Origin of the sequence: Pseudomonas sp. MYb327 (genome assembly GCF_040438925.1) — a bacterium.
Taxonomy (GTDB): Bacteria; Pseudomonadota; Gammaproteobacteria; order Pseudomonadales; family Pseudomonadaceae; genus Aquipseudomonas.
In genome coordinates, this window is record NZ_CP159258.1 from 3,961,702 (window position 1) to 3,987,770 (window position 26,069).

The following is a 26,069-nucleotide window of genomic DNA, read 5'->3' on the forward strand; positions in this document are numbered from 1 at the left end:
ATTAGCCGCTTAGACTGTTCGCTGACCTTTGCACTAATGTCGCAGCCCCTTTTGTGGGAGCCCGCCTGCTGGCGATGGCGGCTGCAAATCCGATACGGATGCAGGCAGATCAGACGCTATCGCCAGCAGGCGGGCTCCCACAGGTTTCGCACTGGGAAATCGACCTCAAGCGCCGCGAAACCGTTCGGTCATGGCATAATCCGACACCTTTTATTTCCGGCACCTGTAAAGGGGGCGATTCCTTGACCGTTTCAAGTAAAACGTTGCACCTTTTCGGCATCAAAGCCTGCGACACCATGAAAAAGGCGCGCTCCTGGCTCGATGAACACGCTGTCAGCTATGACTTCCATGATTACAAAGCGGTCGGTATCGACCGTGAACACCTGACCCAATGGTGCAACGAGCACGGCTGGGAAGTGGTGTTGAACCGTGCAGGCACGACCTTTCGCAAGCTCGACGACGAACGCAAAGCCGATCTCGACCAGTCGAAAGCCATTGAACTGATGCTCGCACAACCTTCGATGATCAAGCGCCCGGTGCTCGATCTCGGTGACCGAACCCTGATTGGCTTCAAGCCAGATATCTACGCGGCAGCGCTCAAGTAAGCGGCCCGTTTCAATTTGTTAGAGGTATCAACATGTCCACTACCCCGTTCAGCCTCGCCTTTGGTGTCGGCACTCAAAATCGTCAAGGCGCTTGGCTGGAAGTGTTTTACGCGCAGCCACTGCTCAATCCTTCCGTTGAGCTGATCGCCGCCATCGCGCCGATCCTGGGCTACAGCGAAGGCAACCAGGCCATCACCTTCACCACCGCGCAAGCGTCGCAACTGGCCGAAGCCGTGAAAGGCGTCGATGCCGCCCAGGCTGCCCTGCTGACCCGTCTGGCCGAGAGCCACAAGCCGCTGGTCGCCACTATCCTGGCCGAAGACGCTCAACTGACTTCCACGCCTGAGGCTTACCTCAAGCTGCACCTGCTGTCCCATCGTCTGGTCAAGCCGCACGGCCTGAACCTGGCCGGTGTGTTCCCGTTGCTGCCGAACGTGGCCTGGACCAGCCAGGGCGCGATCGACCTGGCCGAACTGGCCGAGCATCAACTCGAAGCCCGCCTGCGCGGCGAGCTGCTGGAAGTGTTCTCGGTGGACAAGTTCCCGAAAATGACCGACTACGTGGTTCCGGCTGGCGTGCGTATCGCTGACGCGGCGCGTCTGCGTCTGGGCGCCTACGTCGGCGAAGGCACCACCGTGATGCACGAAGGTTTCGTCAACTTCAACGCCGGCACCGAAGGCCCGGGCATGATCGAAGGCCGCGTATCCGCTGGCGTATTCGTCGGCAAGGGTTCGGACCTGGGCGGCGGTTGCTCGACCATGGGCACCCTGTCGGGCGGCGGCAACATCGTGATCAAGGTCGGCGAAGGCTGCCTGATCGGCGCTAACGCCGGTATCGGTATCCCGTTGGGCGACCGCAACACCGTTGAGTCGGGCCTGTATGTGACCGCCGGAACCAAAGTCGCGCTGCTGGACGAGAAGAATCAGCTGGTCAAAGTGGTCAAGGCCCGTGAGTTGGCAGGTCAGCCTGACCTGCTGTTCCGCCGCAATTCGGAAACCGGTGCCGTGGAATGCAAAACCCACAAATCGGCGATCGAACTGAACGAAGCGCTGCACGCTCACAACTAAACCTGTGGGAGCGAGCCTGCTCGCGATGGCGTCCTCGAAACCGCCATCGTGAGCAGAATCGAACCCATAACGGTCAGGCGTACACCCCGCCCAAGTTCACCAGGGCTCAATAGCATGATGATTCCCTCTCCCTGGCGCGCCGACTTTCCGGCCATCGCCGCCCTGCAACGGCAAGACCAGACCTATCTGGACAACGCCGCCACCACCCAAAAACCTCAAGCCCTGCTGGATGCCCTGGCGCATTACTACGCCAATGGCGCAGCCAACGTGCATCGGGCGCAACACTTGCCCGGCGCTCATGCCACCCAGGCATTCGAGGACAGTCGCCGTAAAGTCGCAAAGTGGCTCAATGCCGGCGATTGCGGGCAGATTATCTTTACCCATGGCGCAACTTCCGCGCTGAATCTCCTGGCCTATGGCCTGGAACACTCATTCAATCCGGGCGACGAGATTGTCATCAGCGCCCTGGAGCACCACGCCAACCTGCTGCCGTGGCAGCAACTGGCCCATCGTCGCGAGCTGAACCTGGTAGTCCTGCCACTGGATACCGACGGCGTTATTGACCTCGAAGCCGCCGCACAATTGATCGGACCTCGCACGCGCTTGCTGGCGGTCAGTCAGTTATCCAACGTGATCGGCGCCTGGCAACCGCTGCCTGCGCTGTTGGCAATGGCCAAGGCACAAGGCGCGCTGACCGTGATCGATGGCGCCCAAGGCGTGGTTCACGGCCGGCATGACGTGCAGGCGTTGGGTTGCGACTTCTATGTGTTTTCCAGTCACAAACTCTACGGGCCTGATGGCCTCGGCGTGTTGTTCGGGCGTAACGAAGCGTTGCAACACCTGCGCCCCTGGCAGTTTGGCGGCGAGATGGTGCTGGACGCCAATTACCATGACGCGCGCTTTCGCCCCGCTCCGCTGGGCTTCGAGGCGGGGACGCCGCCGATCGCCAGTGTGATTGGTTTGGGAGCGACGCTGGATTACCTCACCGGACTCGATCAGGACGCCGTGTCCGCCCATGAGGCGGCGCTGCATGACTATTTGCTCAAGGGCCTTGAGTCGCGCATTGGCATCCGCCTGCTGGGCAGGCCGCAAGTGGCATTGGCCAGTTTTACCGTCGAGGGTGTGCATAACTCGGACCTGGCGCATTTGCTGACCGAGCAAGGGATCGCCGTTCGCGCCGGTCACCACTGTGCCATGCCGTTGCTCAAAAGCTTCGAACTGGCCGGAGCAATCCGGGTTTCGCTGGCGCTCTACAATGATTCCGAAGATCTTGAACGGTTCTTTGAGGCGCTGGATCAAGCGCTGGAGTTGTTGCGATGAACCTTCCTGCCGATGCTGTAACAGCGCTCGACATCTTTCAGGGTGCCGCCGGTTGGGAACAGCGGGCGCGCCTGTTGATGCAGTGGGGCGAACGCCTGCCGGTACTGAGCGATGCGCAGATGTGCGACGCCAACCGGGTGCACGGCTGTGAAAGCCAGGTATGGCTGGTGGGCGAATTGCGCGATGGTCAATGGCAGTTCAGCGCCAACAGCGATGCGCGGTTGATTCGCGGTTTGGTGGCGTTGTTGCTGGCCCGGGTGAACGGGTTGTCGGCGGATGAGTTGCGGCAGGTGGATTTGCCGGAGTGGTTCAATCAGTTGGGATTGGGACGGCAGTTGTCGCATTCGCGTAGTAACGGATTGAATGCGGTTCTGCAGCGCATGCGCGAGCTGGCCCTTGCGGGTGAATGATGATTGTTTGGCGCCACACCACCCTGTAGGAGCCGGCTTGCTGGCGATCCAGGCGCTGCGGTGTGTCAGGCATACCGTGTCGCCTGTATCGCCAGCAAGCCGGCTCCTACAGGGGTAGGATTCAAGCCTGTGGCTTGATCCGATCCGCTGGCCGCCGAACTCCCGCCACAATCTTGTCCACAGCCTTGGTCGCCGCGACCATGCCAAACGTCGCCGTTACCATCATCACTGCGCCAAACCCGCCGGCGCAGTCGAGCTTCACGCCATCGCCGACAAAACTCTTCTGCAAACAAATACTGCCGTCCGGTTTCGGGTAGCGCAGTTGCTCGGTGGAAAATACGCACGGCACGCTGTAATGGCGGGTCACGGTGCGCGAGAAACCGTAATCACGACGCAGGGTGGAACGCACTTTCGAAGCCAGCGGATCATTGAATGTCCGGTTCAGGTCGCAAACCTGGATCAGCGTCGGGTCGATCTGCCCGCCCGCGCCACCAGTGGTGATGATCTGGATCTTGCGGCGCTTGCACCAGGCAATCAGCGCCGCTTTGGCGTTGACGCTGTCGATGCAGTCGATCACGCAATCGATGTTCGGCGTGATGTATTCGGCCATGGTCTCGCGGGTGACGAAATCAGGCACTGCGTGCACCGTGCATTCCGGGTTGATTCCGCGCAGGCGCTCGGCCATCACTTCGACCTTGGGTTTGCCGACGGTGCTGTCCAGTGCGTGCAACTGACGGTTGGCGTTGCTGACGCAGACGTCGTCGAGGTCGAACAGCGAAATCTCGCCCACACCGCAACGGGCCATGGCTTCCGCCGCCCAGGAACCGACGCCACCGACACCAACGATGGCTACATGGGCTGCTTTCAAGCGCTCAAGGCCTTCGATGCCATACAAACGGGCGATACCCGCAAACCGTGGATCTTCTGCACTCATGACCATCACCTCAAAAACCGGCGCGCATTATAGGGCTTCGCAGCTGCAAGTTTTAAGTTTCAAGCTACAAGTGTAAGAACTTATGTGAAAGCACATTGCCCAATGTCCGGCATTTCCCTGTCCGGTGTACGTTCAGTGAACTGCCAGTGTAGGATGCGCGCCCTTCAGCGGCCGCCGACCGTTCATTTGTTCCACAGTCTTTGGAACCCGAAATAGCTATGTCATCGCGTAAATTTGGACTCAACCTGGTGGTGGTGCTTGCCATCGCTGCCTTGTTTACCGGCTTCTGGGCGCTGATCAATCGCCCGGTCACCGCTCCCAACTGGCCTGAACAAATCTCCGGCTTCTCGTATTCGCCGTTCCAGCAAGGCCAATTCCCACAGAAAGAACAGTATCCGACTGACGATCAGATGCGGCGCGATCTGGAGATCATGAGCAAGTTGACGGACAACATCCGGACTTACTCGGTCGACGGCACGCTGGAAAACATCCCGAAACTGGCGGAAGAGTTCGGCCTGCGAGTAACGCTGGGGATCTGGATCAGCCCGGACCAGGAACGCAACGAGCGGGAAATCACCCGCGCCATCGAAATCGCCAATTCCTCGCGCAGCGTGGTTCGCGTGGTGGTCGGTAACGAGGCAATCTTCCGCAAGGAAATCAGCGCCGCCGAACTGAGCATGATCCTTGATCGGGTCCGTGCTGCGGTGAAGGTGCCGGTCACCACGTCCGAACAGTGGCACGTCTGGGAAGAACACCCGGAACTGGCCAAGCACGTTGACCTGATCGCGGCACACGTCCTGCCGTACTGGGAATTCGTTCCCATGGACAAGGCCGGCCAGTTCGTCCTCGACCGCGCCCGCGACCTGAAAAAGATGTTCCCGAAAAAACCGCTGCTGCTGTCCGAAGTGGGCTGGCCGAGCAACGGCCGCATGCGCGGTGGCGCCGATGCGTCACCGGCAGACCAGGCGATTTACCTGCGCACCCTGGTCAACAAACTCAACCGCCAGGGCTTCAACTACTTCGTGATCGAAGCGTTTGACCAGCCATGGAAAGCCAGCGATGAAGGTTCCGTGGGCGCTTATTGGGGCGTGTTCAACGCCGCGCGCCAGCAGAAATTCAATTTTGAAGGCCCGGTGGTAGCGATTCCGCAATGGCGCGTGCTGGCCATCGGTTCGGTGGTGCTGGCGCTGTTGTCGCTGACCCTGCTGATGATCGACGGCTCGGCCCTGCGCCAGCGCGGTCGCACCTTCCTGACCTTTATTGCGTTTCTGTGCGGTTCGGTGCTGGTGTGGATCGGTTATGACTACAGCCAGCAATACAGCACCTGGTTCAGCCTGACGGTGGGCTTTTTGCTCGCCCTCGGTGCACTCGGTGTCTTCATCGTGCTGCTGACCGAGGCCCATGAACTGGCCGAGGCGGTGTGGATTCACAAGCGACGCCGGGAATTCCTGCCGGTGGTTGGCGATTCGAGCTATCGCCCGAAAGTGTCGATCCATGTGCCGTGTTACAACGAGCCGCCGGAGATGGTCAAACAGACCCTCAATGCCCTGGCCAACCTCGACTATCCGGATTTCGAAGTCCTGATCATCGACAACAACACCAAGGACCCGGCCGTCTGGGAACCGGTTCGCGATTACTGTGAAACCCTCGGCCCGCGCTTCAAGTTCTTCCACGTCGCGCCGCTGGCCGGCTTCAAGGGCGGCGCGCTGAATTACCTGATTCCGCACACCGCCAAGGATGCCGAAGTGATCGCGGTGATCGACTCCGATTACTGCGTGCACCCGAACTGGCTCAAGCACATGGTGCCGCACTTCGCCGACCCGAAAATCGCCGTGGTGCAATCGCCTCAGGACTATCGCGACCAGAACGAAAGCACCTTCAAGAAGCTCTGCTACGCGGAATACAAAGGTTTCTTCCACATCGGCATGGTGACCCGCAACGACCGTGACGCGATCATCCAGCACGGCACCATGACCATGACCCGCCGCTCGGTGCTCGAAGAATTGGGCTGGGCCGACTGGTGCATCTGTGAAGACGCCGAACTGGGCTTGCGGGTATTCGAAAAAGGCCTGTCGGCGGCGTATTACCACGACAGCTATGGCAAGGGCCTGATGCCCGATACCTTTATCGACTTCAAGAAACAGCGCTTCCGCTGGGCCTATGGCGCGATTCAGATCATCAAGCGTCACACCCGCAGCCTGCTGCGCGGCAAAGACACCGAACTGACCCGTGGCCAGCGCTACCACTTCCTCGCGGGCTGGTTGCCGTGGGTGGCGGACGGCATGAACATCTTCTTCACCGTCGGCGCATTGTTGTGGTCGGCGGCGATGATCATCGTGCCGCAGCGGGTCGATCCGCCGTTGTTGATTTTCGCGATTCCGCCGTTGGCGCTGTTCGTGTTCAAGGTCGGCAAGATCATCTTCCTCTACCGTCGAGCGGTCGGTGTGAATCTGAAAGACGCGTTCTGCGCCGCACTGGCCGGGCTGGCGTTGTCGCACACCATCGCCAAAGCGGTGCTGTACGGTTTCTTCACCAGCAGCATTCCGTTTTTCCGTACACCAAAGAACGCCGATAACCACGGCTTCTGGGTGGCGATTTCGGAGGCACGCGAAGAAGTGTTCATCATGTTGCTGCTGTGGAGTGCGGCGCTGGGAATCTTCCTAGTGAACGGCTTGCCGAGCAACGACATGCGTTTCTGGGTGACCATGTTGCTGGTGCAGTCGCTGCCGTATCTGGCGGCACTGATCATGGCGTTCCTGTCGTCGCTGCCGAAACCGTCGGTCGAGACGGAAACGGCACCAGCGGTCTAAATCGTTACCGATGCACTAAACGGCGGCCAATGGTCGCCGTTTTGCTTTAAGATAACCGCCATTTTGCGGGGCTTGGCGTGATATCCATCCCTGTGGGAGCCAGCCTGCTGGCGATGGCAATGTAACAATCACCGTTTATGTTGACTGCCACACCGCCATCGCCAGCAGGCTGGCTCCCACATTTAGTCCGCGCCCACATTCATGATCTCCGGAGTTTTCCATGACGGCCCAAGCCGACCTTTCGCCGACCCTTCAACTCGCCATCGACCTGATCCGCCGTCCGTCCGTGACGCCGGTCGACGCCGATTGCCAGAAGCAGATGATGCAGCGCTTGGGCGATGCCGGTTTTGCGCTTGAGCCCATGCGCATCGAAGACGTGGATAACTTCTGGGCCACCCACGGTAAACACGACGGCCCGGTGCTGTGCTTCGCCGGTCATACCGACGTGGTGCCGACCGGCCCGGTCACCGCCTGGCAGATCGACCCGTTCAACGCCGTGATCGATGAGCACGGCATGCTCTGCGGCCGTGGCGCGGCGGACATGAAAGGCAGTCTCGCGTCGATGACCGTGGCCGCGGAGCGTTTTGTCGCCGACTACCCGGACCACAAGGGCAAGGTCGCGTTCCTGATCACCAGCGACGAAGAAGGCCCGGCGCACCACGGCACCAAGGCTGTGGTTGAGCGTCTGGCCGCACGCAAGGAACGTCTGGACTGGTGCATCGTCGGCGAACCGTCGAGCACCACCCTGGTGGGTGACGTGGTCAAGAACGGCCGTCGCGGCTCCCTCGGCGCCAAACTGACCGTTCGCGGTGTGCAAGGCCACGTGGCCTATCCGCACCTGGCGAAAAACCCGATCCACCTCGCCGCCCCGGCACTGGCCGAACTGGCCGCCGAGCATTGGGATCACGGTAACGATTTCTTCCCACCGACCAGTTTCCAGATCTCCAACGTTAACTCCGGCACCGGCGCGACCAACGTGATTCCCGGTGATCTGGTGGCCGTATTCAACTTCCGCTTCTCCACCGAATCCACCGTCGAAGGCCTGCAAAAGCGCGTCGCCGACATCCTCGACAAGCATGGCTTGGACTGGCACGTCGACTGGGCCTTGTCCGGCCTGCCGTTCCTCACCGAGCCGGGCGCGCTGCTCGACGCGGTGTCGTCGAGCATCAAGGACATCACTGGCCGCGAGACCAAGGCGTCCACCAGCGGTGGCACCTCCGACGGGCGCTTCATCGCGACCATGGGCACGCAAGTGGTTGAGCTGGGGCCGGTCAACGCGACCATCCACCAGGTCAACGAACGGGTGCTGGCGGCTGACCTCGATGTGCTGACCGAGATCTACTATCAGACCATGATCAAGTTGCTCGCCTGATGCTGGCTTGCCCGATCTGCAGCGAACCGCTGAACGCGGTGGACAATGGCGTGGCGTGCCCCGCCGGGCATCGCTTCGACCGTGCGCGCCAGGGTTACCTGAACCTGTTGCCGGTGCAGCACAAGAACAGCCGTGACCCTGGCGATAACCAGGCAATGGTCGAAGCCCGTCGCGACTTCTTGAACGCCGGGCACTACGCACCAGTGGCCAAGCGTCTGGCTGAGTTGGCAGCGAGTTATGCGCCGCAACGCTGGCTCGACATCGGTTGTGGCGAGGGTTACTACACCGCGCAAATCGCCGATGCCTTGCCGGAGGCCGATGGCTACGCCCTGGACATTTCCCGGGAAGCGGTCAAACGCGCCTGCAAACGTGACCCTCGGTTGACCTGGTTGATCGCCAGCATGGCCCGTGTGCCATTGGCCTCGGGCAGTTGCCAGTTTCTGGCCAGCGTCTTCAGCCCGTTGGATTGGGAAGAAGCCAAACGCCTGCTCAGTCCTGGCGGCGGCCTGATGAAAGTCGGACCGACCAGCGGCCACCTGATGGAATTGCGCGAGCGTTTGTACGATGAAGTCCGCGAGTACATTGACGACAAGCATCTGGACCTGGTGCCTGACGGCATGGCGCTGCAACACAGCGAAACCCTGACCTTCAAACTGACACTGGAAAGTGGTCAGGATCGGGCGAACTTGTTGGCCATGACCCCCCACGGCTGGCGCGCCAGCGCTGAACGTCGGGCAGCCGTTATCGAACAGGCAGAGCCGTTCGAGGTCACCGTCTCGATGCGCTACGATTATTTCGTTCTTCAATAATTTCAATTTTGGCCTTGGGCAATGCCCCAAGGCCGGCTAAATCCGCGAATGGATTTTTCAGACACGCAGTGAGGACATCCATGCGCCAACCCGATATCGAGATTTACCTGAAAGACGCCGACGTCGACCACAAGGCCATTTCCGCCTGGCTTGGCACGGCATTGGGCCCATGCACCGAATGGGTCCAGAAAGGCCAGACCTACAAGTGCAAGGCTGGCAACGTGCCAGTGACCTGGCTGCCGAAAGCCGTAGGAAAGTGGAACAGCCTGTACCTGGAAAGTGACCAGACGCCGTGGGAAGACGACATCGCCTGCGCTCGCGCTGCGTTTGCTGCGTTGAACGTCGAAGTGCGTTGCGCACCGGGGAGCTGGGTCGAGGAAGAAGGTGAAGAAACGGCTGATCGCTGGATTCGCGTCAGTGCCGATGGTGAGGAAGAAATCACCTGGAAGACCGCATAACCCGAAAGCAATCTAAACCTGTAGGAGCCGGCTTGCTGGCGATCATGACGACGCGGTCTGCCTGACACTGCGCCATCGCTGGCAAGCCAGCTCCTACAAGGCTTGCTTACAAACCGACGACGTCTTCGGCCTGCAAACCCTTCTCTCCCGTTACCACAGCATATTCAACCTGCTGGCCTTCCGTCAGCGAGCGATGCCCCTCACCGCGAATCGCGCGGTAGTGCACGAACACATCCACCCCGTCCGCGCGCTGAATAAAACCGTAGCCCTTGGCGTCGTTGAACCACTTCACGTTGCCGGTTTCGCGTGTTGCCATCTGTTCATACTCCTTTTTTATTATTGATCGGGCTTTTCGCAGGAAAGCCTCGGGAACATTGCTTGCACCGTTAAGTGCCACTGTCTGGCCAGTGCGGGCTCGCCGAGTATATGTCAGGCGCTAAAACTCTCAAACGGAGTTTACTTACGCGCTTTTTTGCCGATTTTTAGCGAATCCGGCACACTGTCGACCTCCCCGAGCAAACGCTCGGTTTACTCACTCATGCAGAAGCCGTATGACCCGTTCCCCGTTCCGCCGTCTTGTGTTTGGCACCCTGCGCCGACTGTTGTACCTCTGGGTTCGCTCGGAGACGATCAACCAGTCGTCGTTCACCCTCAACCTCGACCGCAGTCGTCCGGTGTTCTACGTCCTGCAAAACCCCTCGCTGACCGACCTCGCCGTGGTCGACACCGAATGCACCAAGGCTGGTTTGCCACGCCCGGTGCTGCCGGTCTCTGTGGGCAACCTGTTGGAACCGGCCGCATTCTTTTACCTGACCCCGGACCCCGATTGGCTCGGTCGGCAGGACAAGCGCGGCGCCCCGCCTACCCTGACCCGCCTGGTCAGCGCCCTGAGCCAAAACGCCGCCGAAGATGCGCAGATCATTCCCGTCAGCGTGTTCTGGGGTCAGTCGCCGGACAGCGAAAACAGCCCATGGAAACTCCTGTTCGCTGATAGCTGGGCGGTGACCGGGCGCCTGCGCCGCTTGCTCAGCATCATCGTGCTGGGACGCAAGACCCGCGTGCAATTCTCCGCGCCGATCCACCTGCGCGAGCTGATCGACCACAACAAGGGCCACGAGCGCACCGTACGCATGGCCCAGCGCATCCTGCGGGTGCACTTCCGCAACCTGAAAGCCGCCGTCATCGGCCCGGACATTTCCCACCGTCGTAACCTGGTCAAGGGCCTGATCAACCAGCCATTGGTCAAGCAAGCGATCCTCGACGAAGCCGAGCGCGAGAATATCTCCCCGGAGAAAGCCAAGGCCCAGGCCCTGCGCTACGGCAACGAAATCGCCTCGGACTACACCTACACCGCGATCCGCTTCCTTGAAGTGGTGCTGAGCTGGTTCTGGAACAAGATCTACGACGGCATCAAGGTCAACCACATCGAAGGCGTGCAGAAGGTCGCCCAAGGTCACGAAGTCATCTACGTGCCGTGCCATCGCAGCCACATCGACTACCTGCTGCTTTCATATCTGCTGTTCCGCAACGGTTTGACCCCGCCACACATCGCCGCCGGGATTAACCTCAACATGCCGGTGATCGGCAGCCTGCTGCGTCGTGGCGGCGCATTCTTCATGCGCCGCACCTTCAAGGGCAACCCGCTCTACACCTCGGTGTTCAACGAATACCTGCACACCCTGTTCACCAAGGGCTTCCCGGTGGAGTACTTCGTCGAGGGCGGCCGCTCGCGTACCGGGCGCATGCTGCAACCGAAAACCGGGATGCTGGCGATCACCCTGCGCAGCTTCCTGCGCTCCTCGCGCATGCCGATCGTGTTTGTGCCGGTGTACATCGGTTATGAGCGCGTACTTGAAGGCCGTACTTACCTTGGCGAACTGCGGGGCGCCACCAAGAAAAAAGAATCGATCTTCGACATTTTCAAAGTCATCGGCGCACTTAAGCAGCGCTTCGGTCAGGTGGCGGTGAACTTCGGCAAGCCGATCAAACTGGCGGAATTCCTCGACAACGAACAGCCGGACTGGCGCAAACAGGAACTTGGCCCGCAGTTCAAACCGGCCTGGCTCAACGAAACCACCAACCGCCTCGGCGAAAAAGTCGCACAGCACTTGAACGAAGCGGCGGCGATCAACCCGGTCAATCTGGTGGCGTTAGCGCTGCTGTCCACCAGCCGTTTGGCGTTGGACGATCGCGCCATGGCGCGCGTGCTTGACCTATATCTGGCGCTGTTGCGCAAAGTGCCGTACTCGCCGCACACCACGTTGCCGGAGGGTGATGGCCGGGCCCTGATCGAGCATGTGAAGGACATGGACTTGCTGTCCGAGCAGAGCGACGCCCTGGGCAAGATTCTGTACCTGGACGAGCAAAACGCCGTCCTGATGACCTACTACCGCAACAACGTGCTGCACATTTTCGCGCTACCAGCGTTACTGGCGAGTTTCTTCCAGAGCGCCTCGCGCATGAGCCGCGAACAGATCCTGCGCTATACCCGAGCGCTGTACCCGTACCTGCAATCGGAGCTGTTCATTCGCTGGTCGCTGGATGAACTGGACGGGGTGATCGATCAATGGCTGGAAGCGTTTGTCGAGCAAGGTCTGCTGCGCTTCGAGAACGACGTTTACCTGCGTCCGGCACCGAGTTCACGGCATTTCGTGCTGCTGACGCTGCTGTCAAAAAGCATCGCCCAAACTCTGCAACGCTTCTATATGACCGTTTCCCTGCTGCTCAACAGCGGCCAGAACAGCATCAGCGCTGAAGAACTGGAAGACCTGTGCACGGTGATGGCCCAGCGCCTGTCGATCCTGCACGGCCTGAACGCTCCGGAGTTCTTCGACAAGAGCCTGTTCCGCCACTTCATCCAGACGATGCTCGACCTCGACGTGCTCAAGCGTGATGAAGCCGGCAAGCTGAGCTATCACGAACTGCTCGGTGAATTAGCGGAAGGTGCGGCCAAACGCGTGCTGCCGGCGGAGATTCGCCTGTCGATCCGTCAGGTGGCGTTGCATCGCAGTGAAGATGCGGCGGATCAGGCTCTTTCGAATCCAACTGTAACTTCCTGACAATGACTGTAAGAACAAGGATGTTCTTATCGCTACTCAGTTGTGGATTAATAGCCCACTTCATTTAGTTGCCGATACGGATATCGCGATGACCTTAATAGATCAATACGTAACGCTTACGCTCAGTTTGCCTGACGACTTACTTCTCCCCAATGACGGCGAAGGTGAAACGTATATAAGCGTACAAACTGCGAACTCTTCCAACCCTGTACAAGTCGCACACTACAAAGAGCCGATACTGCGCAGCGGACGCTGGAACTTTTATTTCTCACACAACTACACCGGTGTAAGCGTCAAATACCGCGTGAACGTCAGCATGTCCCATAAGGGCGTGCCACTGCTGATTGACCTGGATCACTTCGTCATTGTCCATCGTATGCCCCATCGCCAGACCCTGAACTTGAGCCCAGTGGGCCGACTTTACATACAAGCACAAGGGCCTCAAGTGGTTAAACCCGAAGAGGCGGTAACTATTGCCGCCCATGAGCACGACAATGCGGGGATGCAACTGACGAAAGTCCACATCAGTGAACAATTGGCAGAGGCGTTTTACCTGGAATACGATCCCGACGCGGTTGTTCCTGGCAAGCGTTACACCTTGACGGCCACCGAAAATGAGTACCGCAATTCAATCGAGATTTATCCGGAATCCGTTGTTTTAAAACCGCTTGGTTAATCCTGAATACCTCTTTCAAAAACCACAGCGCGAAATAACCGCAAAAAACCGTTAGATTGTCGCCGGTGGCAGCGACCCGCAAATCCTGAAATTTCGTGTCGACGCCACACGATAAATTCGCCTTTCGAACAAGGAAGCCAGCATGTTCCGCCCTACCCTCCGTTTCGCCGGCCTGTGCGCAGGTTTGATGATCTCCGCCAGCGCCCTGGCGCTGTCCCTCAACGACCTCTCGCAAAAAGATGCCACTGGCGGTCTCAAGGACGCGCTGACCCAAGGCGCACAACTGGCTGTGAAACAACTCGGTGCACCGGGTGGCTTCAGCAATAACCCCGACGTGAAAATCGAACTGCCGGGCAAACTGGGTAAGGTCGCCAGCAAAATGAAACAGTTCGGCATGGGTGACCAGGTCGACCAGCTGGAAACCAGCATGAACAAAGCGGCGGAAACCGCCGTCACCCAGGCCCAGCCGATCCTCGTGGATGCTGTGAAAAAAATGTCCGTGGACGACGCCAAGGGCATTCTCAGCGGCGGCAACGATTCGGCCACGCAGTACCTGAACAAAACCAGCCGCGAGCAGATCCGCGCCAAGTTCCTGCCAATCGTCAAGCAGGCCACCGACCAGGTTGGCCTGGCCAAGCAATACAACTCGTTCGCCGGGCAAGCCGCCACCCTGGGCGTGGTCGATGCGAAGAATGCCAATGTTGAAAACTACGTTACCGAGCAGGCGCTGAACGGCCTGTTCGAGATGATCGGAAAACAGGAAGAGACCCTGCGTAAGAACCCGGCGGCGGCGGCGACCAGTCTGGCCAAGAAAGTCTTTGGCACGCTCTAAGCGTTAGTGACGGATTGGGTTTGCCCTCGATGGGGTCATCACATTCAGTATCACTGATGGATGAGCACCGCCATCGCGAGCAGGCTCGCTCCACAGGGATTGGGGACGTTCGTGAAACTTTGTTGGCTACCAGACCGCTATCGCTGGCAAGCCAGCTCCTACAGTGGATCGGGTGCATTCGTGAGTGACTGGTTGCCTGGAAAGCCGCTATCGCTGGCAAGCCAGCTCCTACAGTGATTGGTGGTGTTCGCCATATTTTGATCGATACAAATCCCCTGTAGGAGCTGGCTTGCCAGCGATGACGGACGGACAGACAACCTTGAAGTGACTGTCAGGCCGCTATCTCTGGCAAGCCAGCGCCTACAGAAGAGCAAGAGCAATGCGGCGTACTCTTTTCCGCCCGTCACCACTCATCCCTCAGCGAGGGGCCGGACGCTCGGGGCGAGCCTTTTTTTGCTTACTTTTTTTGGCGTTTGAAAAAAAGTGAGTCGCCGTAAGGGCGAAACCCTAAGCCGCCGTTACCGCAGCAACGGATATGTACACCGACCAATCAAGAGCCTGGTCGGCCCGAAGGCCGCCACGCTCAAAAGACCAAACGGGCTAAACGGACTCTTTCTTGACCCGAAACCAAGCCGCATACAACGCCGGCAAAAACAGCAACGTCAACGCCGTCGCCACGATCAACCCCCCCATGATCGCCACTGCCATCGGCCCGAAAAACACACTGCGCGACAGCGGAATCATCGCCAAAACAGCGGCCAGCGCGGTCAACACAATTGGCCGGAACCGCCGCACCGTCGCCTCGATAATCGCCTGCCAAGGCTTCAAACCGGCCGCAATATCCTGCTCGATCTGATCCACCAGAATCACCGAGTTGCGCATGATCATCCCCGACAGCGCGATGGTCCCGAGCATCGCGACAAAACCAAACGGCTGGCGGAACACCATCAGGAACAACGTCACCCCGATCAACCCCAAGGGCGCCGTCAGAAACACCATCGCCGTACGCGAGAAACTGCGCAGTTGCAGCATCAGCAGCGTCAGCACCACGACAATGAACAGCGGCACACCAGCCTTCACCGAGTTCTGCCCGCGCGCCGAGTCTTCGACGGTGCCGCCGACATCCAGCAAGTATCCGTCCGGCAGTTCAGCGCGGATTGGATCAAGCGTCGGCATGATCTGCTGCACCAGAGTCGCCGGTTGTTCCTTGCCGTAAATGTCGGCACGCACCGTCACGTTGGGCAGGCGATTACGATGCCAGATCACGCCTTCTTCAAAGCCGTATTCCAGCGTCGCGATCTGCGACAGGGCCACGCTGCGCCCGTTGTCGGTCGGCACCGCCAGGCTTGGCAGCAACGACAGTTCGGTACGTTCATGCAAGGTGCCGCGCAGCAGGATTTCGATCAACTCGTTGTCTTCGCGGTACTGGCTGACGCTGGAACCGGTAAGCGAACTCTGCAGGAATTTCGACAGGTTCGACGTGCTGACGCCCAGCGCACGGGCGCGGTCCTGATCGACATTGAGATAGACGACTTTGCTTGGTTCTTCCCAGTCCAGGTGAACGTTGACCACGTGCGGGTTTTCACGAACCTTGGCCGCGACTTTGCGTGCCAGCGCCCGGACTTCCTCGATGTGTTCCCCGGTCACCCGGAACTGCACCGGATAGCCAACCGGCGGACCGTTTTCCAGACGCGTAACCCGCGAGCGCAGGGCCGGAAAATGTTCATTGAGGGTTGCGATCAACCAGGTGCGCAGGCTTTCGCGCTCCTCGATGGTTTTCGCCAGGACGACAAACTGGGCGAAACTCGGCGCAGGCAATTGCTGATCCAGCGGTAGGTAAAAGCGCGGCGAACCAGTGCCGACGTAGGCCACGTAATTGTCGATCCCGGCTTTGTCCTTGAGCAACGCTTCGAGGCGTTTCACCTCTTCGGCGGTATTGCTCAGGGACGCGCCTTCGGCCAGTTTCAGGTCGACCATCAACTCCAGTCGCCCCGATGCCGGGAAAAACTGCTGCGGCACAAAACGGAACAGCACGATGGACGCAATGAACAGCACCACCGTCGCCGTGATCACGGTTTTACGCCAGCGAACACACCACTCCACCAGGCGCCGGACGCGCTGATAGAACGGCGTGCCGTAAGGATCAGGCTGGCCCGCACCGTGTTTGGCTGCGTGAATTTTCGCCAGGTCCGGCAGGAGTTTTTCCCCGAGGTACGGTACAAACACCACGGCGGCCACCCAGGACGCCAACAGCGCGATGGTCACGACCTGAAAGATCGAGCGGGTGTATTCGCCCGTGCCCGATTGCGCGGTGGCGATCGGCAGGAAGCCGGCGGCGGTGATCAGCGTACCGGTGAGCATCGGGAATGCGGTACTGGTCCAGGCGTAGCTCGCAGCCTTGATCCGGTCGAAACCCTGCTCCATTTTGATTGCCATCATTTCCACGGCGATGATCGCGTCGTCCACCAGCAAGCCCAGCGCCAGCACCAGCGCGCCGAGGGAAATCTTGTGCAAACCGATGCCGAGGTAGTACATGCAGGCAAAAGTCATGGCCAACACCAGTGGAATCGCCAGGGCGACCACCATGCCGGTGCGCATGCCGAGCGAGAAAAAGCTCACCAGCAGCACAATCGCCAACGCTTCCACCAGTACCTGAACGAACTCGCCGACGCCGGTTTTCACTGCCGCCGGTTGATCAGACACCTTGCGCAACTGCATGCCGGCCGGGAGGTTGTTCTGGATGCGGGCGAATTCGACTTCCAGCGCCTTGCCCAGCACCAGAATGTCGCCACCGTCCTTCATGGCGACCGCCAGGCCGATGGCGTTCTCGGCCATGAAGCGCATGCGCGGTGCCGGAGGATCGTTGAAACCACGACGCACATCTGCCACGTCGGAGATACGGAACGTGCGATCGCCGACTCGTATCGGAAAGTTTTTTATCTCATCGACTGTCTGAAAATTCCCTGAGACCCGTAGCTGCAATCGCTCGCTGCTGGTTTCGAAGAAGCCGGCGGTGGACACCGCGTTCTGTTCTTCCAGCGCTTGCTGCACCGCTGCCAGGGGCAAGCCAAGGGTAGCGAGTTTAACGTTGGAGAGTTCGATCCAGATCTTTTCGTCCTGCAACCCGAGCAGTTCGACCTTGCCCACATCCTTCACCCGTTGCAGCTGGATCTGGATGCGGTCGGCGTAATCCTTGAGCACTGCGTAGTCGAAACCATCGCCGGTCAGGGCGTAGATGTTGCCGAACGTGGTGCCGAATTCATCGTTGAAGAACGGCCCCTGAATACCCGGCGGCAAGGTGTGGCGGATGTCGCTGACCTTCTTGCGCACCTGATACCAGAGCTCAGGGATTTCCACCGAGTGCATGGAATCGCGGGCGATGAACGTCACCTGGGATTCGCCGGGACGGGAGAACGACACGATGCGTTCGTACTCGCCGGTTTCCATCAACTTCTTTTCAATGCGTTCGGTAACTTGGCGCGACACTTCCTGCGCCGTCGCCCCCGGCCAGTTGGTGCGGATCACCATGGCTTTGAAGGTAAACGGCGGGTCTTCGCTTTGGCCGAGTTTGGTGTAGGAAAGTGCACCGACTATGGCCAGCAACAGCATCAGGAACAGTACGATCTGGCGATTACGCAACGCCCATTCGGAAAGATTGAAGCCCATCGGGGATTACTCCTTGTCCGCCAGATTGACCACGCGGTTGGAGCGATCCACCGGGCGCACGGATTGCCCATCGAGAAGCACATGCACGCCAGCGGCTACCACCCAGTCGCTAGCGTTGAGGCCTTCAAGCACCGGTACGGTTTTCTCACCGAAGGCGCCGACCCGCACCGGGGTTTTCTTCAAGGTGTTGTTGGCGCTCACCACCCAGACGTAAGTCACGCCGTTCTCTGCCGTGAGCGCGGAGAGCGGCACCGACAACGGCACCGCATCGGCCGTCTGCACGAACACCCGAGCGCTCTGGCCGAGTTCCGCCGGAACCTTGCCACCGGTGAACGCAATGCGGGCGGCGAAGGTGCGGGACTTAGGATCAGCCGCAGGCGACAGCTCACGGATGCGCCCGGCGAAGCGTTGATCCGGTTGTGTCCAGAGTTCCACAGACACCGGCTGACCGACCTTGAAACGGCCGAAGCTCTGCTCCGGCAAGCTGATCAACACTTCGCGCTCGCCATCGGTGGCCAGGGTAAACACCGTTTGCCCGGCCGCGACCACTTGCCCGACTTCCACCGAGCGCTTGGCAACCACGCCATCCTGCGGCGCACGCAATACCGCGTAACTGGCCTGATTGGTCGAAACGTTGAATTCGGCTTTGATTTGTTTGAGGCGCGCTTCACCGGAACGGTAAAGGTTTTCGTGATTGTCGTATTGCGAGCGACTGACCAACTGACGTTCCATCAGCGTTTTGTAGCGATCACGCTCGGCACGCACCATGTTCAGGTTAGCCTCGGCGGCCGCGACCTGGGCGCGGGTGGCCTCTAGTTGCAGGCGCACGTCTTGCGGATCGAGCTCGGCCAGGGGTTGATCGGCCTTGACCCGCTGTCCCTCGTCGACCAGTCGTCGGCTGACTTTGCCGCCGATGCGGAACGCCAGGTCTGGCTCGTAACGGGCGCGGACTTCACCGGGATAGCTCTCGGTCGCTTGGGCCGAGGGCTCTGGCTGAACCACCATGGCCGGTCGAATGCTGACTTGAGGCGCCTCTTCGTGACCACACGCCGTCAACAAAAACGCCAGACTGACTGGCAACGCGAGGGGCAAGGCATAGCGGAACATGGTGAACGACCTTTCGCTAATGGTGCTTGGAATAATTATACTGACCAGTATGGTATTAATAGCAAACTCACCAGTCCAGTAATAAAAGTGCATATGCCGAACAATCTTTCATCACCCAACGGCCCTGGCCGTCCCAAGGATCTGGCCAAGCGCCAGGCGATCCTCGACGCGGCGAAAACGCTGTTTCTGAGTAAGGGTTATGCCAACACCAGCATGGACGCCGTGGCGGCCGAGGCCGGTGTGTCGAAGCTGACCGTCTACAGCCATTTCAACGACAAGGAGACGCTGTTCTCCGCCGCCGTGGTGGCCAAGTGCGAGGAGCAACTGCCGCCGCTGTTCTTTGAACTGCCGGAAGGTGTTGCGGTGGAAACCGTACTGTTGAACATTGCGCGCGGCTTTCATCATCTGATCAACAGTGACGAATCGCTGAACCTGCACCGTTTGATCATGGCCTTGGGCAGTCAGGACCCGAAGCTCTCACTGATCTTCTTCGAGGCCGGGCCTCAGCGCATGCTGGACGGTATGGAACGCTTGCTGAGCAAGGTCAATGAATGCGGCGTACTGAGCATCGACAAACCGCGCAATGCAGCAGAACACTTCTTCTGCCTGCTCAAGGGCGCGGCGAACTTCCGGCTGCTCTTTGGCTGTGGCGAGCCGTTGGACGACGAGGCCGCCGAGAGCCATGTGCAGGAAGTGGTGGGGTTGTTTATGCGGGCTTATCGGCCGGAGTGAGCCTGGCAGGCTTGCTGTGTCTGGGCTGGCGCTATCGCTGGCAAGCCAGCTCCTACAGGGTTCGAGGTGTTCAATAACCCCCGGACCGACACAAAACCTGTAGGAGCTGGCTTGCCAGCGATGAAGGCGACTCGGTCTCAGGGCTTCAACGCTTTCTTTGGATAAATGTCATACCGACTGGATTTGCCATCCAGCGCATGACTCGGCTTCGGCCCTTCGATGCAAGGCGCCTTGCGCGGGCGTTTGACCACGACCCGATGGCTGGCCAGCGCCAATGCCGCTTCGAGCAATGCTGGCGCATCCGGATCATCGCCCACCAGCGGCCGGAACAGGCGCATTTCCTTTTTTACCAACGCGGTTTTTTCACGGTGCGGAAACATTGGGTCGAGGTAGATCACCTGCGGCGGCTCGCCCTCCCAGTTTCGCATTACGTCGATTGAGTTGCCCTTGAGCAAGCGCATGCGCGCCACGATCGGCGCCACGTCGAAGTCTTCAGCGCCACGGGCCAAGCCATCTTCAAGCAAGGCACCAATCAATGGCTGACGTTCGATCAGGCTCATCTCGCAACCCAGGCTGGCCAGCACGAACGCGTCCTTGCCTAGCCCGGCCGTGGCATCCAGCACACGCGGACGCACGCCTTGGGCGATGCCGACAGCCTTGGCGATCATCTGCCCGCTGCCACCGCCGTACAACCGCCGGTGCGCTGCGCCGCCCTCGACGAAGTCCACCCGCACCGGCCCCGGTGCATCCGGGCCCAGCTGTTGCAGCTGCAAACCCTGCTCGCCCACCTGCAACGCGAACTCACCGTCATCCCGCTGCAACGGCAAGCCCAGGCGCTCGGCCCAGTGCTCGGCCTGTAGCTGAAAGGTCGCGCCCAAGGCCTCGACATGGATGCGGCACGCCGCCGGTTGCTCAATCATCGGAAAACACACTCAAAAAATTAATGATCGGCAAAAACGGCCGATAACAAAACTATCGAGCATTTTGCCAGAGCTGAGCGTCGACCGAGAGAAATGTCAGACATTCAACCCACAATCACAGGTTTTATCTCGCCTTACGGCAATTACAACCTGCGAAACACCCAGGCATTGAGCGGCGTCAGTCACATCTGGCAGGATTTCTTTGCCCGTGCGCTGGCCGATCAGTCGGGTGAAGTGCTCCCTGAATCTCTCAACTTTCCACCCGTCGATCTCGACAGCCCGGTCGAACCCACCGTGGGCAGCGACCTGCTGGCGCACATCGTTTCCCAGCGCGAATGCGAGGTGAAGGACAACGAAGTGCGGCCACCCGAGCCGTTGTTCCTGCCGATTGCCGAGTTCGAAATGGACCTGGCCGACAAACCTTTCCCACCGTTCCCGGCGGAAGAAATCGTCGCTCAGCAGAAACAGCAAGACTTCGAAAGCGGCTGGGTACGTCCCATCGTGTTGACCGCAGGCCAGCCACTGCCAGAAGCCGGCCCGGCACCGCAACCGCGTCCGCTGCACTTGCCGATCGCCGAATTCGAACTCGATCTGCTGGACAAACCGTTCCCGCCGTTCTCGCCCGAAGAGCTGATCGAGCAACAGAAACAGTTCGATTTCGATAACGGCTGGGCGCGCCCGATCATTCTGCAGAACCTGCGCCTGGCCGCCTGATCCTCAGCGACCGCTTCAACGACAAAGCCACCACGGCCCGACATCCACGTGAAAGTGATTTCGATGAGCCGCGTTGTAATCCGGGCTCAAGACCACACTAAACAGACCACAGGCTCCATCGCGGACCTGCCTTAAAAACTGTGCGTCCTGATTATCTTTCGGCCAATCCTTGAGCACGCTGATGGCTCGTCCGTCAGCCAATCGAAAACCGGCAATATCCAATGCATTGGCCGACGCATGCTGACTGCGCCGGCCATTCTCGCGCCCATAGACATTGCGACAGGCAAAGCTGCCAAGGTGATCCACCCGCGTGACCGCTTGCCCGTACACTGCCTGCGCGGCAGGTTGCAGGGCGTGACGCTCGAACAGGGCAAATGACACGGCCAAACGGCAACTGGCGAGGAAGCTGCTGCTCAAGGCTACGTCGCCGCCCTGAACACGCAAGGCGTCGGTCAGCGGGCATTTCGCGTCCGGGCTGTCGGCCTGAAGAGATACGCGCAATCCGGAGCTGCTCAAGGCCTGTTCACACAGCTGCGGATCGTCGCGCAGGCGCATCAGTTTGTAACGGGTCAGCAGGTTCGGCGCAGCCTTCACGTCCAGCGGTGCCCAGGGATTCCACTGCGGCGGCAGTGTGATCCAGCCGCGCCAGATGCTCGCTCCTGCTGCGGCAATGATTAACAGCACCAGCAGCAGCCCCCAACGAAACCGCATCGTCAGCCTTTGAACAATTGATTGGCCTGCGCGTATGGCATGGAACGCGAGGTGAAGGCGAACGTGCCGGATTTCTGGATCTCTTCAGCGGCACGGAAAAACTCGCCATAGGCCGCCAGAGCCAATGCCGAGCCGACACTGATGCGCTTGACGCCCATTTCACTGAGCTGCTCGACCGTCAACTTCAAGCCGCCGGACATCAACACGTTGACCGGTTTCGGCGCCACGGCGCGCACCACCGCCAGCACATCTTCAGCGCTGCGCAAACCCGGCGCGTACAGCACGTCGGCACCAGCCTCGGCGAACGCCTGCAAGCGGCGAATGGTATCGGCCAGGTCCGGATTGCCATGCAGGAAGTTCTCGGCCCGGGCCGTCAGCGTGAAGGGAAATGGCAGGCTGCGCGCGGCGGAAACCGCGGCCTCGATACGCGCTACGGCGTGGTCGAAGCAGTAGATCGGACCTTCTTCACGGCCGGTAAAGTCTTCGATCGAACCGCCAACGGCACCCACTTCCGCCGCGCGCAAAATACTCTTCGCGCAATCGGCCGGGTTGTCGGCGAAACCGTTTTCCAGATCGACCGCCACCGGCAAATCGCTGGCCGCGACGATCGCCTGAACGTTCATCAGCGTGTCGTCCAGACTCAGACCGCCATCGGGACGCGCCTTGGAAAAAGCATACCCGGCGCTGGTGGTCGCCAGCGCCTCGAAGCCCAGGCTGGCGAGCATTTTTGCCGAACCGGCATCCCACGGGTTGGGAATCACAAAGGCGCCATCGCGTTCGTGCAGGGCTTTGAAGGCTTGGGCTCTAAGGGTTTGCGCGTCCATTGGCAGGCTCCTGGAAAGGCGAACGAATCCGCTTCAGAGCAGGCCAAGTTGCTCGGCGGCGGGCTCTCTGTATAGCTCAGGCAGCGCCGGCAAGCCAGGCAAACGCAGCATCAACCTGGCGTGGAAGCGCTGCGCCAGTTTCGCCGCCAGCAGGTTGTCGGCGGTGTGCAGGAAGATATAAGGCGTGCGGCCTTCCTCGATCCACAGGGCTATTTTTTCTACCCACGGCAACAGAAACGGGTCGTTGGCTTCAAGTTGCGGATGACCGATGAAGCGTATCTGCGGAAACTGGGTGAACGCCGCCGGACGCGTCGGGACCCTGGGCTTCTTTGATTGGGCGTGGAGCACCGAAGGGTCGGTGGACGTGCAACTGAACAACGCGCGCGGATCGAGACAGATGCGCTCGACTCCACGATCGAGCAGCAACCGATTGAGCATCCGCTCGCTGTCACCCTTGGCGAAGAAATCGCCGTGCCGCACTTCCACCGCCAAGGGCCGGTCGAGGGCATCAATGAAACCGGCCAGCTCGGGCAATCGTTGTGGGGTGAAGCTTTTCGACAACTGTAGCCACAGCGGCGACACCCGCTCACCGAGGGGGCTGAGTAATTGGGTGAAAGTTTCGGCGGCGGTCAGTTGTTCGCGCAGGTCACCGCCGTGGCTGATGTCGCCGGGGAATTTGGCGGTGAAGCGAAAATGCTCAGGCATGCTTTCGGCCCAACGCTGCACCGTGGTGGCAGCCGGGCTCGCGTAGAAGGTCGTATTGCCTTCCACTGCATTGAATATTTGAGAATAAAGATTAAGGAATTCCGCAGGCTTGGCGTCTGGCGGATACAGATACTCGCGCCAGGCGCTTTCACTCCAGGACGGGCAGCCGAGGTAGTACGGCAATAACATCAGATGTACAGGTCGAGACCCAGCACTTGCGCATCCAGATCAACGAAACCGGCGGTGCTCAGGTAGCTGGCCAGGGCCATCGCCACGCTTTTGCTCATGGCACGGTGGTAAATCAGGTCCTGCTGGCGCACGGGGAGATTGCTCAGTTTTTGCGCAGAGGCTCTGGCAGCTCGGGCAGCCAGTTGCTCTTCGGACGGAAATTCCAGCTCGCCTTCGATATCGACGAATTCATCTTCCGCCACTCGGCCTTTGCGAGGCTTGCGCTTGATGGGGTAGGACTGAGAGGAAAGGCCGTCTATACGCATATGTGCATGCTCGGTATCAGTGATGGCAGTCTAGTGGCACATAACCCACTTCGCAAACCGCCGAGTGATAACTAGAACACATAAAAGCGAAAAGGTTTAAAAGCTGCGGTTAGAAAACGACGATTGGCTGAGTCAGAACACTGGGTGGCGAGGCAGCAAGCTCCCTCGCCACAAATACCTGATTAACGCGCCTTGGGTGTCGCCACTTTATCGCGCAGGTAAACCGGCTGCGCATCATCGGCCACGATTGCTTCGCCGCGCTCCCAGGCAAACCGCGCCAAGGTCAGCAAATCTTCGGCATGGGGCAACATGCCAGCGTCATTCCCGATCAGGCTGACGCCGATGCGCTCGGCGTATCCCCAACCGGTGCCCGCGCCGAACCATTCGCCACTGGCATCGGCCGGCAACGCCGCGACTTCGGGTGGTAACACGGCTTCCGCACCGACCAGTCGCATCTCCCCCGCCGTTTCGCGGTAGCAGCCCCAATACACCTCGTCCATCCGCGCATCGATGGCGGCCGCGACCTGGCTGGCGCCATGTTCGCGTAGGGCGCGTTGCGCCAATACAGCCAGGTTCGACACCGGCAACACCGGGCGATCCAAAGCAAACGCCAACCCTTGCACCACGCCGATGGCAATCCGCACACCGGTAAACGCACCCGGCCCACGACCGAACGCGATGGCATCGATCGCCTGCAAGGTAGTGCCTGCATCGGCCAGCAACTGCTGGATCATCGGCAGCAGCTTCTGCGCATGCAGGCGCGGGATCACCTCGTAATGGCTCGTGACTTTGCCGTCATGCAGCAAGGCAACGGAGCAAGCTTCAGTCGCGGTGTCCAGGGCCAGCAAGGTGCTCATCGATGTATCCACAAGAGAGGTCAGAAAAAAGTGCGTCAGTATAAACAACTACGGCCCGCAAGCGGGCCGTGGATGATGCAGCGGATCAGACTTTTCAGCTCAGCGCTGCGAGTACCTTGGCGGTAATCGCTTCTACCGAACCAACGCCTTCGATATGGCTGTACTTCGGCTTGCCATTGGCAGCCGACAGATTCTGGTAGAAAGCCACCAGCGGTTTGGTCTGCGAATGGTAGACAGACAGGCGATGACGCACGGTTTCTTCAGTGTCGTCCTTGCGCTGTACCAGCTCTTCACCGGTGATGTCGTCTTTGCCGGCTACTTTCGGCGGGTTGTAGACGATGTGGTACACGCGGCCGCTGGCCTCGTGGACACGGCGACCGGCGATACGCTGCACGATCTCTTCGTCTTCAACGGCGATTTCAACCACTGCGTCCAGCTCGACGCCGGCAGTCACCAGCGCTTCAGCCTGAGGAATGGTGCGCGGGAAACCGTCGAACAGGAAACCGTTGGCGCAGTCGGACTGAGCGATGCGGTCCTTGACCAGTGCGATGATCAGGTCATCGGAGACCAGGCCGCCGGCATCCATGATGCTCTTGGCTTTGATGCCCAGCTCGGTGCCGGCCTTGACCGCAGCACGCAGCATGTCGCCGGTGGAGATTTGCGGAATGCCGAATTTTTCAGTGATGAACTTTGCCTGAGTACCTTTACCGGCCCCGGGAGCTCCCAGCAGAATGACGCGCATCGATGTGCTCCTCAAATTTTTTATATAGATAACGTCAGATTCGCCTCGTGGGGCCAATCTCAAAAAAGGGTCGTGACCGCCCAAACGGCCAAAGGCTGATCAAGATACACAGCAGGCTGCGCCCACACAAGCCGCCAAAAGTCGGAGAAACCGCCGCCTCTTGTGTCCATTCGGCGCGGTTCCCCTAGTCGCAACCCCATCATTAACTGTCGCCTGGCCGCACTTTTGTAGGCGTCATTCATCGG

24 protein-coding genes are annotated in these 26,069 nt (G+C 59.7%); 13 read left to right on the forward strand and 11 right to left on the reverse strand.

Features of this window, described 5'->3' with window-relative positions; all coding sequences use genetic code 11:
* Positions 1-296 precede the first annotated feature (296 nt).
* From ABVN21_RS17910 to ABVN21_RS17925, 4 genes are all read left to right on the forward strand, one after another.
* Complete coding sequence (locus ABVN21_RS17910) at positions 297-605, forward strand: arsenate reductase (protein WP_353637249.1); 309 nt, start codon at positions 297-299, stop codon at positions 603-605.
* Positions 606-637: 32 nt separating this feature from the next.
* Positions 638-1,672: a 2,3,4,5-tetrahydropyridine-2,6-dicarboxylate N-succinyltransferase gene (dapD, locus tag ABVN21_RS17915; RefSeq protein ID WP_339554410.1), complete on the forward strand. Its 1,035-nt coding sequence runs from the start codon at positions 638-640 to the stop codon at positions 1,670-1,672.
* Between the two features lie 114 nt (positions 1,673-1,786).
* Positions 1,787-2,992, forward strand: coding sequence for a cysteine desulfurase (locus ABVN21_RS17920; RefSeq protein ID WP_339554409.1), 1,206 nt, complete (start codon positions 1,787-1,789; stop codon positions 2,990-2,992).
* Entirely contained in the window at positions 2,989-3,402 is a 414-nt protein-coding gene (locus ABVN21_RS17925; protein ID WP_339554408.1) for a SufE family protein, read from the forward strand. The genes ABVN21_RS17920 and ABVN21_RS17925 overlap by 4 nt, the downstream gene beginning before the upstream one ends.
* A gap of 121 nt (positions 3,403-3,523) precedes the next feature.
* Here the strand turns inward: ABVN21_RS17925 and tcdA are convergent, their stop codons facing one another.
* Positions 3,524-4,342 carry a tRNA cyclic N6-threonylcarbamoyladenosine(37) synthase TcdA gene (tcdA, locus tag ABVN21_RS17930; RefSeq protein WP_339554407.1) on the reverse strand — a complete coding sequence of 273 codons (819 nt, stop codon included), beginning with the start codon at positions 4,340-4,342 and terminating at the stop codon, positions 3,524-3,526.
* A 212-nt stretch (positions 4,343-4,554) separates the two neighbouring features.
* On the opposite strand from tcdA, the gene ABVN21_RS17935 reads away from it, so the two are divergent.
* From ABVN21_RS17935 to ABVN21_RS17950, 4 genes are all read left to right on the forward strand, one after another.
* Positions 4,555-7,146: a glycosyltransferase gene (locus ABVN21_RS17935; RefSeq protein WP_339554406.1), complete on the forward strand. Its 2,592-nt coding sequence runs from the start codon at positions 4,555-4,557 to the stop codon at positions 7,144-7,146.
* Positions 7,147-7,366: 220 nt separating this feature from the next.
* Entirely contained in the window at positions 7,367-8,518 is a 1,152-nt protein-coding gene (gene dapE, locus ABVN21_RS17940) for a succinyl-diaminopimelate desuccinylase (protein WP_339554405.1), read from the forward strand.
* The gene (locus ABVN21_RS17945) at positions 8,518-9,327 is read left to right on the forward strand and encodes a putative RNA methyltransferase (protein WP_339554404.1); all 810 of its coding nucleotides are present in this window, start codon (positions 8,518-8,520) and stop codon (positions 9,325-9,327) included. Before dapE ends, ABVN21_RS17945 begins: the two co-directional genes overlap by 1 nt.
* Positions 9,328-9,407: 80 nt before the next feature.
* A complete protein-coding gene (locus ABVN21_RS17950) occupies positions 9,408-9,785 on the forward strand; it encodes a hypothetical protein (protein ID WP_339554403.1) in 378 nt (125 codons plus the stop codon).
* Between the two features lie 106 nt (positions 9,786-9,891).
* Here ABVN21_RS17950 and ABVN21_RS17955 read toward each other — a convergent pair whose 3' ends face one another.
* The gene (locus ABVN21_RS17955) at positions 9,892-10,101 is read right to left on the reverse strand and encodes a cold-shock protein (RefSeq protein WP_017336686.1); all 210 of its coding nucleotides are present in this window, start codon (positions 10,099-10,101) and stop codon (positions 9,892-9,894) included.
* 235 nt (positions 10,102-10,336) lie between these two features.
* On the opposite strand from ABVN21_RS17955, the gene plsB reads away from it, so the two are divergent.
* The 3 genes from plsB (at position 10,337) to ABVN21_RS17970 (ending at position 14,352) form a co-directional block, all read left to right on the forward strand.
* On the forward strand, positions 10,337-12,844 hold the full coding sequence (gene plsB / locus ABVN21_RS17960; protein ID WP_339554402.1) for a glycerol-3-phosphate 1-O-acyltransferase PlsB: 2,508 nt from the start codon (positions 10,337-10,339) through the stop codon (positions 12,842-12,844).
* An 88-nt stretch (positions 12,845-12,932) separates the two neighbouring features.
* Positions 12,933-13,520: a hypothetical protein gene (locus ABVN21_RS17965; RefSeq protein WP_339554401.1), complete on the forward strand. Its 588-nt coding sequence runs from the start codon at positions 12,933-12,935 to the stop codon at positions 13,518-13,520.
* A gap of 142 nt (positions 13,521-13,662) precedes the next feature.
* Positions 13,663-14,352 carry a DUF4197 domain-containing protein gene (locus ABVN21_RS17970; protein ID WP_339554400.1) on the forward strand — a complete coding sequence of 230 codons (690 nt, stop codon included), beginning with the start codon at positions 13,663-13,665 and terminating at the stop codon, positions 14,350-14,352.
* Positions 14,353-14,952: 600 nt separating this feature from the next.
* Here ABVN21_RS17970 and ABVN21_RS17975 read toward each other — a convergent pair.
* Entirely contained in the window at positions 14,953-18,018 is a 3,066-nt protein-coding gene (locus tag ABVN21_RS17975) for an efflux RND transporter permease subunit (protein WP_339554399.1), read from the reverse strand.
* Positions 18,019-18,024: 6 nt separating this feature from the next.
* Positions 18,025-19,125 (reverse strand): efflux RND transporter periplasmic adaptor subunit, encoded by a 1,101-nt coding sequence (locus tag ABVN21_RS17980; RefSeq protein WP_339554398.1) that lies wholly within the window; start codon positions 19,123-19,125, stop codon positions 18,025-18,027.
* Positions 19,126-19,218: 93 nt separating this feature from the next.
* On the opposite strand from ABVN21_RS17980, the gene ABVN21_RS17985 reads away from it, so the two are divergent.
* Entirely contained in the window at positions 19,219-19,857 is a 639-nt protein-coding gene (locus tag ABVN21_RS17985; protein WP_339554397.1) for a TetR/AcrR family transcriptional regulator, read from the forward strand.
* Between the two features lie 137 nt (positions 19,858-19,994).
* Here the strand turns inward: ABVN21_RS17985 and ABVN21_RS17990 are convergent, their stop codons facing one another.
* Positions 19,995-20,774: a class I SAM-dependent methyltransferase gene (locus ABVN21_RS17990; RefSeq protein ID WP_339554455.1), complete on the reverse strand. Its 780-nt coding sequence runs from the start codon at positions 20,772-20,774 to the stop codon at positions 19,995-19,997.
* 96 nt (positions 20,775-20,870) lie between these two features.
* Between ABVN21_RS17990 and ABVN21_RS17995 the strand changes: the two genes are divergently transcribed.
* The gene (locus tag ABVN21_RS17995; RefSeq protein WP_339554396.1) at positions 20,871-21,491 is read left to right on the forward strand and encodes an energy transducer TonB; all 621 of its coding nucleotides are present in this window, start codon (positions 20,871-20,873) and stop codon (positions 21,489-21,491) included.
* Between the two features lie 15 nt (positions 21,492-21,506).
* On the opposite strand, the gene ABVN21_RS18000 is transcribed toward ABVN21_RS17995, so the two are convergent.
* From ABVN21_RS18000 to adk, 6 genes are all read right to left on the reverse strand, one after another.
* Positions 21,507-22,202, reverse strand: coding sequence for an extensin family protein (locus ABVN21_RS18000; RefSeq protein ID WP_339554395.1), 696 nt, complete (start codon positions 22,200-22,202; stop codon positions 21,507-21,509).
* A gap of 2 nt (positions 22,203-22,204) precedes the next feature.
* Complete coding sequence (locus ABVN21_RS18005) at positions 22,205-23,026, reverse strand: isocitrate lyase/phosphoenolpyruvate mutase family protein (RefSeq protein WP_339554394.1); 822 nt, start codon at positions 23,024-23,026, stop codon at positions 22,205-22,207.
* Between the two features lie 33 nt (positions 23,027-23,059).
* Positions 23,060-23,920 (reverse strand): DUF72 domain-containing protein, encoded by an 861-nt coding sequence (locus tag ABVN21_RS18010; protein WP_339554393.1) that lies wholly within the window; start codon positions 23,918-23,920, stop codon positions 23,060-23,062.
* Positions 23,920-24,225: a hypothetical protein gene (locus ABVN21_RS18015; protein WP_339554392.1), complete on the reverse strand. Its 306-nt coding sequence runs from the start codon at positions 24,223-24,225 to the stop codon at positions 23,920-23,922. The genes ABVN21_RS18010 and ABVN21_RS18015 overlap by 1 nt, the downstream gene beginning before the upstream one ends.
* A 182-nt stretch (positions 24,226-24,407) precedes the next feature.
* Positions 24,408-25,082 (reverse strand): tRNA (adenosine(37)-N6)-threonylcarbamoyltransferase complex dimerization subunit type 1 TsaB, encoded by a 675-nt coding sequence (gene tsaB, locus ABVN21_RS18020; protein WP_339554391.1) that lies wholly within the window; start codon positions 25,080-25,082, stop codon positions 24,408-24,410.
* Positions 25,083-25,176: 94 nt separating this feature from the next.
* Positions 25,177-25,824 (reverse strand): adenylate kinase, encoded by a 648-nt coding sequence (gene adk, locus ABVN21_RS18025; protein WP_339554390.1) that lies wholly within the window; start codon positions 25,822-25,824, stop codon positions 25,177-25,179.
* Between the last annotated feature and the right edge of the window lie 245 nt (positions 25,825-26,069).

Coding starts and splice junctions, on each gene's coding strand:
- ABVN21_RS18010 (WP_339554393.1), bottom strand. CDS start 23,920: ATGTTATTGCCGTACTACCTCGGCTGCCCGTCCTGGAGTGAAAGCGCC.
- ABVN21_RS17935 (WP_339554406.1), top strand. CDS start 4,555: ATGTCATCGCGTAAATTTGGACTCAACCTGGTGGTGGTGCTTGCCATC.
- ABVN21_RS17945 (WP_339554404.1), top strand. CDS start 8,518: ATGCTGGCTTGCCCGATCTGCAGCGAACCGCTGAACGCGGTGGACAAT.
- dapD (WP_339554410.1), top strand. CDS start 638: ATGTCCACTACCCCGTTCAGCCTCGCCTTTGGTGTCGGCACTCAAAAT.
- plsB (WP_339554402.1), top strand. CDS start 10,337: ATGACCCGTTCCCCGTTCCGCCGTCTTGTGTTTGGCACCCTGCGCCGA.
- ABVN21_RS17970 (WP_339554400.1), top strand. CDS start 13,663: ATGTTCCGCCCTACCCTCCGTTTCGCCGGCCTGTGCGCAGGTTTGATG.
- adk (WP_339554390.1), bottom strand. CDS start 25,824: ATGCGCGTCATTCTGCTGGGAGCTCCCGGGGCCGGTAAAGGTACTCAG.
- ABVN21_RS17995 (WP_339554396.1), top strand. CDS start 20,871: ATGTCAGACATTCAACCCACAATCACAGGTTTTATCTCGCCTTACGGC.
- ABVN21_RS17965 (WP_339554401.1), top strand. CDS start 12,933: ATGACCTTAATAGATCAATACGTAACGCTTACGCTCAGTTTGCCTGAC.
- ABVN21_RS18015 (WP_339554392.1), bottom strand. CDS start 24,225: ATGCGTATAGACGGCCTTTCCTCTCAGTCCTACCCCATCAAGCGCAAG.
- ABVN21_RS17950 (WP_339554403.1), top strand. CDS start 9,408: ATGCGCCAACCCGATATCGAGATTTACCTGAAAGACGCCGACGTCGAC.
- ABVN21_RS18005 (WP_339554394.1), bottom strand. CDS start 23,026: ATGGACGCGCAAACCCTTAGAGCCCAAGCCTTCAAAGCCCTGCACGAA.
- dapE (WP_339554405.1), top strand. CDS start 7,367: ATGACGGCCCAAGCCGACCTTTCGCCGACCCTTCAACTCGCCATCGAC.
- tsaB (WP_339554391.1), bottom strand. CDS start 25,082: ATGAGCACCTTGCTGGCCCTGGACACCGCGACTGAAGCTTGCTCCGTT.
- ABVN21_RS17980 (WP_339554398.1), bottom strand. CDS start 19,125: ATGTTCCGCTATGCCTTGCCCCTCGCGTTGCCAGTCAGTCTGGCGTTT.
- ABVN21_RS17985 (WP_339554397.1), top strand. CDS start 19,219: ATGCCGAACAATCTTTCATCACCCAACGGCCCTGGCCGTCCCAAGGAT.
- ABVN21_RS17955 (WP_017336686.1), bottom strand. CDS start 10,101: ATGGCAACACGCGAAACCGGCAACGTGAAGTGGTTCAACGACGCCAAG.
- ABVN21_RS17975 (WP_339554399.1), bottom strand. CDS start 18,018: ATGGGCTTCAATCTTTCCGAATGGGCGTTGCGTAATCGCCAGATCGTA.
- ABVN21_RS17910 (WP_353637249.1), top strand. CDS start 297: ATGAAAAAGGCGCGCTCCTGGCTCGATGAACACGCTGTCAGCTATGAC.
- ABVN21_RS17920 (WP_339554409.1), top strand. CDS start 1,787: ATGATGATTCCCTCTCCCTGGCGCGCCGACTTTCCGGCCATCGCCGCC.
- ABVN21_RS18000 (WP_339554395.1), bottom strand. CDS start 22,202: ATGCGGTTTCGTTGGGGGCTGCTGCTGGTGCTGTTAATCATTGCCGCA.
- tcdA (WP_339554407.1), bottom strand. CDS start 4,342: ATGGTCATGAGTGCAGAAGATCCACGGTTTGCGGGTATCGCCCGTTTG.
- ABVN21_RS17925 (WP_339554408.1), top strand. CDS start 2,989: ATGAACCTTCCTGCCGATGCTGTAACAGCGCTCGACATCTTTCAGGGT.